This window comes from Photobacterium sp. 270122K, from assembly GCF_059941365.1.
In genome coordinates, this window is the sequence record NZ_JBPOEN010000014.1 from 1 (window position 1) to 11,750 (window position 11,750).

The 11,750-nt window shown below is 49.9% G+C and carries 8 protein-coding genes and 2 tRNA genes; 4 read left to right on the forward strand and 6 right to left on the reverse strand.

The window, feature by feature from the left end:
* Positions 1-112 precede the first annotated feature (112 nt).
* The 3 genes from ACSF8W_RS20770 to ACSF8W_RS20780 all read right to left on the reverse strand — a co-directional run bounded on the left by ACSF8W_RS20770 (position 113) and on the right by ACSF8W_RS20780 (position 1,724).
* Complete coding sequence (locus ACSF8W_RS20770; RefSeq protein WP_500849019.1) at positions 113-979, reverse strand: DUF6602 domain-containing protein; 867 nt, start codon at positions 977-979, stop codon at positions 113-115.
* 538 nt (positions 980-1,517) lie between these two features.
* Positions 1,518-1,594 (reverse strand) — tRNA-Asp (locus ACSF8W_RS20775).
* 39 nt (positions 1,595-1,633) lie between these two features.
* Positions 1,634-1,724 (reverse strand) — tRNA-Ser (locus ACSF8W_RS20780).
* Between the two features lie 480 nt (positions 1,725-2,204).
* Here ACSF8W_RS20780 and ACSF8W_RS20785 point away from each other — a divergent pair.
* From ACSF8W_RS20785 to ACSF8W_RS20795, 3 genes are all read left to right on the forward strand, one after another.
* Positions 2,205-3,239: a PTS fructose transporter subunit EIIC gene (locus ACSF8W_RS20785; protein WP_500849142.1), complete on the forward strand. Its 1,035-nt coding sequence runs from the start codon at positions 2,205-2,207 to the stop codon at positions 3,237-3,239.
* Between the two features lie 21 nt (positions 3,240-3,260).
* Complete coding sequence (locus ACSF8W_RS20790; protein WP_500849020.1) at positions 3,261-3,575, forward strand: PTS fructose-like transporter subunit IIB; 315 nt, start codon at positions 3,261-3,263, stop codon at positions 3,573-3,575.
* Between the two features lie 264 nt (positions 3,576-3,839).
* Complete coding sequence (locus ACSF8W_RS20795) at positions 3,840-4,682, forward strand: helix-turn-helix transcriptional regulator (protein ID WP_500849021.1); 843 nt, start codon at positions 3,840-3,842, stop codon at positions 4,680-4,682.
* A 191-nt stretch (positions 4,683-4,873) separates the two neighbouring features.
* On the opposite strand, the gene ACSF8W_RS20800 is transcribed toward ACSF8W_RS20795, so the two are convergent.
* On the reverse strand, positions 4,874-5,668 hold the full coding sequence (locus ACSF8W_RS20800) for a MurR/RpiR family transcriptional regulator (protein ID WP_500849022.1): 795 nt from the start codon (positions 5,666-5,668) through the stop codon (positions 4,874-4,876).
* Between the two features lie 249 nt (positions 5,669-5,917).
* Between ACSF8W_RS20800 and ACSF8W_RS20805 the strand changes: the two genes are divergently transcribed.
* Positions 5,918-8,395: a beta-mannosidase gene (locus ACSF8W_RS20805; RefSeq protein WP_500849023.1), complete on the forward strand. Its 2,478-nt coding sequence runs from the start codon at positions 5,918-5,920 to the stop codon at positions 8,393-8,395.
* 183 nt (positions 8,396-8,578) lie between these two features.
* On the opposite strand, the gene ACSF8W_RS20810 is transcribed toward ACSF8W_RS20805, so the two are convergent.
* Together ACSF8W_RS20810 and ACSF8W_RS20815 are read right to left on the reverse strand one after the other, a co-directional pair.
* Positions 8,579-11,251, reverse strand: coding sequence for a glycoside hydrolase family 38 N-terminal domain-containing protein (locus tag ACSF8W_RS20810; protein WP_500849024.1), 2,673 nt, complete (start codon positions 11,249-11,251; stop codon positions 8,579-8,581).
* 46 nt (positions 11,252-11,297) lie between these two features.
* Complete coding sequence (locus tag ACSF8W_RS20815) at positions 11,298-11,744, reverse strand: PTS sugar transporter subunit IIA (RefSeq protein WP_500849025.1); 447 nt, start codon at positions 11,742-11,744, stop codon at positions 11,298-11,300.
* Positions 11,745-11,750 lie beyond the last annotated feature (6 nt).

Below are 11,750 nucleotides of genomic sequence, written 5' to 3' on the forward strand. Positions count from 1 at the left end.
CCCTGTTAAGGTGTGAGCAACGCAATGCCGATGCTCCCGCATACCACCTTAAACACTAAACGCAACGCATAGTAAAAATGCCAAGCGTTGCGAATCACTCTTAAACAGATTGTTATGTTTGATCTTTGTATTGAGCTAACTCGCCATTTTTTAGAGTTAAGTACCGCAAATATTCTTCAGGCATATAATTCCGCATGATATAGGCATGCTTTTTTGTTACTCCCTCTGCACTTTCTAAGCAGAAAAAGACCTGATACAAAAAATTTGCAAGCACTTTTGCTTGATCTACCAAATATTTTTCATTTGCAATGGTAGATAACGGGTACTTTTCACCGGTATCAACTACACACCAGTTTCTTTTTTTCACTTTATACTTATGGACAACTAAATCATCCGAATCAAAGAAAGCTAAACCATCTTTCTCCCAATGACATAAAGCTATTAAAGGATCTTTAGGGTTGGAAAAACCTATAAAACCATGATCAAGTAGAAATATATACGGACAACCTTTGGTTCTTGAAGATGACCACCCCACAACAGTCTCTAGAGACTCTGCACTCGTATTATAGGCAAATATGAAAGCTGCAACCTTTCGTACTTCAGTTGGACGTAACGAAGAGATGGATGCAATGTTTTCTATTGCTTCGTCAAACGCATTTTTATCGAGTGTCGTTTTTACTTCAATTACACCAATTACACACTCAATAGGGAAAAATTTTGTTTGGGTCATTGAGAAAAAATTAGAATACTTATCTTTTTCATAAATAACGATATCTGATTGTTTGGCTTGTTTTCCATATTTATCGATTACGATCCCAGTATCGACGCCAAACCTAAGAGGTAAAAACTGTTGAAGTAATGACAACAAGCAATTTTCATTGCCAGTCCCTTTAACTCCTTGATGTTCGAAACTAGAGTTAATTTTTCTAACTTCGGAAATCAAAATATCTGAGATCCCAGAAAAGTAATTTTCAACCAATGCAAAACTCCTTATTAAACATAACAACTTTATATATGGAATTGTTCTACGTTACAATTCCATATATCACCATTAGCACATGCCAACATTGAATCTAAAGTATTGATATAATTACATTAATTTAAAAATCAAAAGAGGGAATGTAGAATCATTCCATATAGTACATTCTACATTTTCAGCATCTGCGAAATGTCACGAATTAATGTAAATGCCATGAAAGTTTATTTTCACTACGATGATGTTGACCCTATCACACAAAGAAAGCGGCGTGTTCCCGTATGCCAACCACGCTACCGCCTCACGGTGTTCGTGCGTCAGGGTATGGTGACGACTATGCCTTATCGATGATGAACAGAAAAGTCCAACTACGGGCTGAAAGAAATGATTGTGAAGTGTGTTTAAAGGCGAAGAAAATCGGATGCAAGATCATCTCGCTATGTCGACTGAGCTATTTCGACAAGACGCATTCGGCCGCAGGGCGAACTAAATGCAATGCATACAAAAAAGCCCCAGTCTTTCGACTGAGGCTTCGTTGTGTTGGCGGAGCGGACGGGACTCGAACCCGCGACCCCCGGCGTGACAGGCCGGTATTCTAACCAACTGAACTACCGCTCCAATTCTGTATGAAACCCGGTAAACCCGATTTCTAGAATGTGGCGGAGAGATAGGGATTTGAACCCTAGGTGGGCTATAAACCCACGCCGGTTTTCAAGACCGGTGCTTTAAACCACTCAGCCATCTCTCCTGAGTGCGGCGATAATAATAGCTTGCTGAAAACTTGTAAACCCCCAAAAGAATCAACCGCTCACAAAGCCATCAATATCATGTGATTTTGGATTGTTCACCCTCACGTTCACATCACTTTTTTGTGGTGTGCTGATCACACTCGCTTGCCGAGGAGAGAAAATAGCCCAACTGACTATTCACGCCAAGGCTGGATTTTTAATACCGCGCGATGACGCCCAACAATACCGCAGTGATAGCGTGATTTAGCTCACTACCCGCCTGAGAGCTAAATCACAACTCCCTGCCAACGGTACAAAAGTCCAGCTAATGCGCCATTTGTCCAATGGCTTGGCGGTTTTCATCGTCCCATAATTGCAGCCAATACGATAGCCCACGGTTATCCCAGCCCCGCTCTGCCCTATTACGTTGGCATTGATGCTAACTAAAATAATAAACCATAAAAATGGAGTGAATGAAGATGAAAAGCCAATTGTCGGTTATGAAAAGGCACCTGCTCACAGGTACTAGCCACATGCTACCTTTCGTTGTCGCCGGTGGTGTATTGCTTGCCCTTTCAGTCATGCTGGGCGGTAAAGGGGCCGTACCTGAAGGGGTGTTCCTGGAAGGGTTGTGGGACATGGGTATCGCCGGCTTCACGCTTTTCGTTCCTGTCCTTGGCGGCTACATCGCTTACTCCATTGCTGATCGTCCAGCCCTTGCACCAGGCATGATTGGCGCATATCTGGCCAACCAAGTACAGGCTGGTTTCTTAGGCGCGATCATTGTCGGCTTCATTGCCGGTTACGTGGTGCTACACCTGAAACGCATTCCGCTGTCGAATAAGCTCAAAGCCATTTCTACTTACTTCATTTTGCCTATCGGCGGCACGTTCATTGTTTCAGCATTGGTGATCTGGGTGATCGGTGCGCCTATCGCTGCGGCGATGGAAGCGATGAATAACGGTCTACAAGGCATGGCGGGTGCATCAAAAGCCTTACTGGGTGTGGTACTGGGCGGGATGACGGCCTTTGATATGGGTGGCCCTATCAACAAAGTTGCCACGCTATTTGCACAAACCCAAGTGGGCACGCAGCCATGGCTCATGGGCGGCGTGGGTATCGCGATTTGTGTGCCACCGCTGGGTATGTTCCTTGCCACACTGCTGTCACCAAAACGCTACACCGATGAAGAACGTGAAGCAGGGAAAGCGGCGGGCATCATGGGCTGTATTGGTATCACTGAAGGCGCTATTCCTTTCGCGGCCGCGGATCCGGTGCGTGTTATTCCTTCCATCGTGATTGGCGGTATGGTCGGTAACGTCGTGGGCTTTATGTTCAACGTGCTTAACCATGCCCCTTGGGGTGGCCTGATTGTGCTGCCCGTGGTTGACGGTCGCCTCTTCTATATCGTGGGTATTGCTGCAGGCGCATTAACCACTGCCTTGATGGTAAACGCTCTGAAAAAACCGATTGACCAACGTCAAGATGCTGTTGAAACAACAGACGATGACAGCCTTGAACTTGACTTTAATTAAGAAACACTTAGGAGAATTATAATGAAACTACTTGGCGTAACATCTTGCCCATCTGGCGTCGCACACACTTACATGGCAGCAGAAGCATTGGAAACTGCAGCCAAAGCCAAGGGCTGGGAAGTAAAGATTGAAACGCAGGGTTCTATCGGGATCGAAAATGAAATTCTGATGTCTGAAGTGGAAGCCGCTGACATCATTATTCTAACCAAAGATATCGCGATCAAAAAAGAAGAGCGTTTCAGCGGCAAGAAAATCGTTCGTGTGGGCGTGGCAGATGCCGTGAAGAAAGCCCCACAAATCATGGATAAGATTGAAGCGCACCTTGCAAGCGCTTAATTTACAAAGACTTAACTTTTGACGTTTTATCGTTATCGCCTTGAAAGTAAATCCGTCTTTCAAGGCGATTTTTTATCCACCCAAGCATTGTGAAGCAAAACAATACTCTGCAAAACGATACCCAGTTAACATTTTACAGACTAACACATCGCCACTAAAGGCGTTTTGTATGACAATCCTTGCCCAGATAGCTAGGCGGGCTTGTATGTCTTCACCATGCTCTTCTTTGCCACTACTGGCAGGCATTACTAACAGGCTAACCGCATGAAACAAACCTTTACAGACCTTATCGACACTGTGATTTCCGATCCCGCTGTCTTTGACCGCGTATGGTTTGCTGGCGATGACATGCCCCCGCCAGAAGACAGCTATCAGGTTAACTTTCCCCGTCTTGAGTTAGTCTTCCAAGGGCAGTATGAAAACGTTCTGGAAGCCCCCCACCAGCAAACACAACAGGTGTTATTGGGTGTGGGCGATGCCCTCTTTATTCCGGCAAATACATGGAATAAACCCAGTTGGAACCATGAGTGCTCTGTGCTCAGCTTGCTGTTTGGTAAAAGCCAATTAGGGTTTAGTTTTGTCAGCAAACACGCGGGGGAAGAAGGCTTTTATGATGTGGTGAAATACAGTGTGCCGCAACGGACAGGCCGAGCGATTGACCATATTTTAACGGCGCTGTCGACGCTGGCGCATGAAAAGCAAAAGAAACCGGCGGACAAATATTTACTGCTCGCGCTACTCAGTTACTGCAAAGACATGATTGAGCAGCCTCAGGAAGATACCGGTCGCCGCAGTGAAGATTTATTCAAAGGCGTCTGTATCTACGTCCAAGAGAATTTTCACCGCAATATTAACCGCAATACGGTGGCGGGCCGTTTCAATATTTCGCCCAACCATTTATCGCGCCTGTTCCGCCAAGAAGGCCACATGCGCTTTGCCGACTATATTGCCTGGGTACGCCTTGAGCGGGCGAAATTCATGCTCAAACGCTACAACTTCCGCCTAGAAGAAGTGGCGCAACGTTGTGGTTATCACGACCCGAATTATTTTTGCCGCGTGTTTAAACGTAAAACGGGTAAAACCCCCACCGAATACCGCTGTCATTGATACCTCGATCCCTCAAGGTGTCGATGCTCAGCTGTGTCAACGAGTAACTCCGAATCCCATAACAATAATAACTTGTTCCAACCTTGCCCGCCCGAGCGGGCTTTTTTTCGCCTGTTTATTGCGGATGAATCACTTTTTTCAGGTAAACGGCTTTTTTCGGATGAATAGCTTTCGCGGGCAAACCGCGCCGCTTAACGCAGAAACAGTTGCTCGGTCGCAACCCAGTTTTGAATCGAGTCACGGTAATCGGTCACGTACTGGTAATAGATATGATCGATAGCCATCAGTATCGGCATTTGCCCGGAAATCATCCCCGTGGATTCTTCCCCATTGAGCGACGCCGTTAAAAGGGTGGCATTCACCACTGGCAGCAGTTTGGATTTCTCATTCGCCGTCACACACAGCACCGTGATACCACGGGCGATCATGTCTTGCGCATAACGCAGCATACGGTCGTTATTGCCTTTTAGGGTCAGCAAAATCACCAATGAGCCGGGCGCTAAAATGGAGCTCACCATTTGCATCGAGTCACTGTCTTGCACCACTTCGACAAACTTGCCCAAACGGGTGAAACGGAACTTTAAGTCTGCCCCAGCGAGTGCACTGTAGCCCGAGCCGAACACGTGGAAAATATCGTGCGCATGGATCGCTTGGCTGAACGCACGCAACTGTGCTTTATCGAGCCGTTTATCAAACGCCTGTAATACATCCACATAATCATGGTGCAAGGTGCTCGGTTGCTCAGCGAGGGAGGGCTGATCGGTATCCAATTGCTGCTGATAAAGAAACAAAAACTCTTTGAAATTGTTCAGCCCCACTTTTTTACAAAAGCGGGTAATGGACGCTGTCGACACACCAATGTCGAGCGCCAATTCCTCAATATTTTTCACCGGCTGACGGGCGATAAAATAGTCCGCAATCTTGGTATCTGCACTGGTGAATTTGATCCGTGCGTATTCAAACAACACGTTGATGTCTTTATTCATACTACCCCTTCGCTGCCGTCGTCCACATACTGATCGACACAAAAGAAAACACTTTCAGCATCATAGCGCAGCACAAACAGCCAAGTCAGGTTAATTGAAAATATTTTCATCAATTCAGCGTGCTTGCTCACATCACAAAACGAAAAAAAGGATACACATATCCAGTTATTGTTACGTTAATCCACTCCTCCCCATGCAGTCGCCCCCCTATACTGGCCTCAATATCGGCACATTCAACAGGAGTTATCCGTGTCTACTTTCTTACTGGACGGCGAGTGGCAGGTCACGTCACCTCAGCACCCGCACATCGCTATTACTTGCTCGCTACCGGGTGATATTCACTCTGCATTGATCCAGCATGATTTACTGCCCCCCCCGTATCAGGGCTGTAACGAGAAAGACGTGCAGTGGGTCGGCGAAAGTGACTGGATACTCACCCGTACCTTTACCTATGATCCGCAGTGGGAAACCGCGCACGCCGTCGATCTCGGCTTGGCGTTTGTCGATACCATGGCCACGGTCACCCTTAATGATCACGCCGTACTCACGTGTGACAACATGTTCCGTCGCTATCAAGTGGATGTTTTGCCGTATCTACGCGCCGGCGAGAACCGCATTACCATCGCGCTGGCACGCAACGATCTAGAAGCCGCGAAGCGCGCAGAAAAACTGCCGTTCCCGGTGCCATGGGCTGTGGGCAATAATCAAATTCCACACATGAACACCCTGCGTAAAACCCAATGCCATGCGGGTTGGGACTGGGGGATCTGCCTGCTGGTCAGTGGGATTTATGATTCACTGCGTTTAACGCCGATCACACACACCCGTTTACTGCAAGCACGCACCACACAACACTGGTTAGACGATGGCCGCTGTGAGCTGACGATCAATGCCGAGTACGAACAGCTTGTCATCGGTGACACGGCCGCGACGTTAACCATCACCTTTGATGGCCAAACGCACACGCTGGAAGCCCCCGCGCGTACCGCTGGCACGCATCAGGTGCAACATACCCTCACTATCAATGCGCCGCAGCGTTGGTGGCCAGCAGGCTACGGGGAACAACCGCTGTATCCGCTCACCGTCACCCTGAACCAACAAAGCATCACTAAACAGGTCGGCCTGCGCAAACTCACCTTAGATACCTCTAAAGATGAGATCGGCAGCGCGATGACCTTCATGGTTAACGACCGTGCCATTACCGCGAAAGGCGCGAACTGGATCCCGCTGGATGCCCTGCCCGCACGTCATACCCCCGAGCGCTATCGCCAACTGTTAGAAGACGCGGTCGCGGCCAACATGAACATGATCCGCATCTGGGGCGGTGGCATGTATGAACATGACATCTTCTATGAGCTGTGTGATGAACTCGGCTTATTGGTGTGGCAAGACTTGATGTTCGCCTGTGCGCTTTACCCGTCAACGCCGGACTTTTTAGCCGATGTCGAGAAAGAAGTGCGTGACCAAGTGCGTCGCTTGGCAGATCACCCGTCACTGGCACTCTGGTGTGGCGACAATGAAGTGATTGGGGCGATCAACTGGTACCCGGAATCGCGCGCGAATCGCGAGAAATACGTGGTGAACTATGACCGCCTGAACCGTATGCTGGCACAAACCATCGCACAGGAAGATCCGACCCGCAGTTTCTGGGCCAGCTCACCGTGTAACGGCGAATTGGATTTCGGCGATGCATGGCACGATGATAACTGTGGCGACATGCATTTTTGGGATGTATGGCACTCGGGCAAATCGCTGGATGCGTACCACTCCGTGAAACCGCGTTTCTGCTCTGAATTTGGCTACCAATCTTGGCCGTCATTACCAACCGTCACAACGTATGCCGATCCGGATGATTGGAACGTCACTTCACCGACCTTTGAGCAGCATCAAAAAAATGGCCGCGGCAACAGCATCATCACTGAGATGTTCACCCGCTATTTCCGCTTCCCGAACACCTTTGACAACATGCTGTATCTAAGCCAAGTACAGCAAGCGTTGGCGATCAAAACCGCCAGTGAATTCTGGCGCGCCCATAAAGCCCACTGCCGTGGCATCTTGTACTGGCAGTTGAATGACTGCTGGCCTGTCAGCTCGTGGTCGAGCATTGAATACACCGGCCGCTGGAAGCAACTGCATTACCATGCCAAACGCTTCTTTGCCCCGCAGCTGGCGACCTTCATTGACGACAAAGGCTGCTTAAGCCTGCACGTTGTGAACGATGAGCACCGCACCGTACCTACGCAAGGGCATGTAATGCAGATCCGCTGGGACGGGGAAGTGATGGCAACATGGGACGTAGAGACAACATTAGCGGCTGACAGCAGCGCCATCATATGGACCGCACCTGCAACCCAAGATGCTGCAGCTGACGCCAGCGCGTATTTCTACCATGTGCGCCTGCAATGCCGCGGTCTCGCGGGTGAGGAAACGGTAATTGAAAACAGCCACTATCCGGCGCTGTTTAAGCAAGTCAAACTGGAAAATGCCAACCTTACGTACACCGTCACCCAAGAGGCCGACGGCATCATAGTGGACGTGGACACAGACAAGCCTGCGCTGTTTGTTCACCTTGAATTTGACGGCGAAGGCCGCTTTGACGATTCCAGCTTCACGCTGTTGCCCTCTCATATCACAGGCCACCCGAAACGCCTGCGCTATGAAGGCCCAGCTACCGCGGACGATATCGCGAACAACCTGCGTATTTACCACCTGCGCGAGACGTACTGATTATCAGGCTGATGCCTAGACCATCCCCTTACTAACCAAAAAGGGAAGCCATGTCGGCTTCCCTTTTTATTTTCTTGAATGCATCACAACACGCAAGGTTACGCCCTATTTTCTGGAAGCTGAAAAATAAAAAAAGCCGGCAAACTATGCCGGCAAACATCACTAACAGTGGACAGGGATGGATCAACGAACGATAAAACTGCGAATTTGTTTAGGCTTAAACGCGCCAAGAGACACACCATCACGGTAATCACGATCATCATCACACGGTGTCGCAAGTGGCTGTTCCAGCAAATCCACTTCCGTCAGTGACGTGAAGGCAGCTGGCAGCTGTAATGCCCCCGCATCCGTCACATCGGCACTGCTCGGGTTGTACACGCGGATCACCACCCCCTCACCGGCTGTCGCGGGTTTCAGCGCACTCAATACAAGATTATCCGACTGCAACGTGATCCCTTGGGCGTGATCGGCCACGGGGTGCGTCAGCGGGTGCATAACGAAATACTGCAACGTATTGGTGAACTGATTCAGTGACTGGGCCTGATACGGCAGCACCTCAATCGCATACTGTTGCCATGCGCGCTGAATGGCGGCGGGATCAAACCGGCGCTCAATCACCACGGCAAACTCCGCGTCAACATGACCGCGTAATTGGCTGTCCGGCGTTGGGATGTATTTAAACTGCTGACCCGACGCAATGCCCGGACGGCGTTGCAAATCCGGTTTCCCCAGCCACCCCACGGAACGGAACAGTGTCAGCGCCAACTGGTTATGGGCGCGAATTTCATATTCTTTCACCCCTTTCGCCAACACGCTCAGACTCGTGGTGTCATTGTGCAAATTGGCAAAGTGGATCATCGGATAAATCGGGCTCGGCTCTTCTTTCCAGCCCATTTCACGCCAGTCGTGCAAATGCGCAGGGATATTGTCACGCTCGACCACCCCAAACGGCGTATCGGCCCAATTTGTTTCAGTGCTAAACGGCGCGCTTACCACCAATTGCACACGGTGATCATCGACCTGATTATCCAGTTCAACCCGCATGGTCAGCGGACTGGCTGCATCACTCAGGCTGATCGCCAAACGGTATCCCATGTGACCATTACACAGCCGCTCGGCACGGGCAGTCAGATCTTGCGGCAGTGCCCACTCCCCTTCAATAAACAGTGTCTGTAAGTGCTGACCTTGCTGCACGGAGAAGCGTGACTCTCGCCAATCGAGCGTTAACAACCAATCTTGTGCTGGCGGAGAATAATCGTACGTGTCACCGTCATCCCCCATATCCAGCAACGTCAGGAAATTTGGCCACGTTTGCTGCAATTGGTGGTCAACTAACGTAATTTGACCGTCATTTAGCGACAACCGGTAGCGATCATTGCTGATCACGATCTCATCGGCACCAACCTGCGTCTGCGGACAAACGGCAGGCTCACGCTCAGACGCCGCCTCATTGTCACAGACTTGGAGGCTGATAAAACCGGACGGTGGCAGCGCAGCATAAAACGCCACCTGCGTTTGGTAGTAGTAGAGTGACGGATCGTTCTGGCGGTCATCGCGCTGAATGCTGCCGCGATACACACGCTCACACTGCAAAACATCCACCTCAATGGCGTTGCCCTGCGAATCCCGCAAAACAAAGTCCGCGTGCTCGGTGGAAATCGTCATCTGAACCAACGGCTCACGGGCATACGGCAACGTATTGAACAATGTAATACGGCCATCAATACCGCCTTGCGCCGCACGGGGCTGTGAATCCGCCAGTTTACGGACCAGATAATCCACCGCAGAGCTCGACATTTGATCCGCCTGCTCGTAACGCGCCAAGATGATCTTGTTGGTTTTATCGGTATTGCAGCCGCCTGCGCTGTCATGGGCGTGGTTGCGCATCAGCACTTTCCATACCTGATCGAGCAGGGTTTGCTTGGGGGCAATGCCCTGCTGTGCCGCCATCACCATCAAAGGCTCTAACTGGTAACACAAGCGGCGTTCAATTTTGTCATTCAGGTACTTGTGATCGTAACGGGAAGAATAAATCGACCGGTGAATCTTAGACACTTGGCCGTCAATCAACTCCCCTTGGATCACCGGTAGAGTCAGTAGCTCATCCGCTAACCCGTCAAAAAGCTGCGCGTAACTGCTTTCGATGATGCGGTAATCGGCTGTGGCTTGATCACAAATGGCCAAACGCGGCGCAATGTTTTTATCTACATAACGTTGATCCCCGCCCAGCGGGATCGCGATATTTTTCGCAAGGGCACCGTCTTCAGCTTGCTGGCACAGGGGCGTTGGATCATCAAAGTCCATTAAATACGAGCCCACAAAGTAGCCGTTTTTAATGTTATAACCGCGCACCTGACTGCCGTCTTCACATTGCCACAGGAACTCACGACTCGGGCACACATCGCTCGACAGACCGCGCCAAAACACGGTCTTATCAATCCCCACACCCTGATAAATTTTCGGCATGTCGATACTTTGCCCGAACGAATCCGGTACGTAACCGATTTTCATGACTGGGCCAAATTGCTCACCCAGTCGGATCCCCGTGGCCAAGTTACGCACTATCGATTCACCGCTGATGATCAGCTGATCGGTCTGCGAATACCACGGCCCGATGATCAGTTTTCCCGCTTGTACCAACTGGGTAAACCGCGCGGTTTGCTCCGGACAGTGGGCCAAGTAATCTTCCACAATACTGAGCTGGCCATCCAACAAATAGGTTTGCGTTTGCCCTGTTTCTAACGCAGTCATCACCTCATCCATGTGATAAATCAACTGGATGAGGGACTCGTGCGTTGAGAAGTACCATTCAAAATCCCAATGGGTATGCGGGATCACATGAAATATCTTTTCCATACCGGCTTTTTCCATTTTTACTGCTCGCGCGGGGTTATCGCGAGATTCACGCAATCGCACTCGCAATCACATCTTCAACTTGCGCCGCATCACCGTGTTGTAAGGTGTCGCGAAACGGTTTACGCATCATGCAACGTGACAGTGTGCCCAGCATGCGTAAATTATCCGTGTTGCCCGCTTCCGGAATACACAATGACACCGCCGTTGTGACAGGCTGCTCATCCATGGTGTCCCATTCAATCGGATGGCTAAAACGCACCACAAACAACCCGGCATGTTGTACCGTCGCATGCTTACAATGGGGAACCGCCATGCCGCCAGTAAACCCGGTGCTGCCATGCTCTTCGCGCCCTTGCAGGCCCGCTTCAAACACAGCGGCATCGTCGATATACCCCAAGGCATGTGCCTGGGCGGCAATGAACGCGAACGCTTGTGCTTGGGTCGTGGATGTCGTGTCGAGCAAAATATGGTTAGGGTTAAATACCGTTTTCATTCTGTG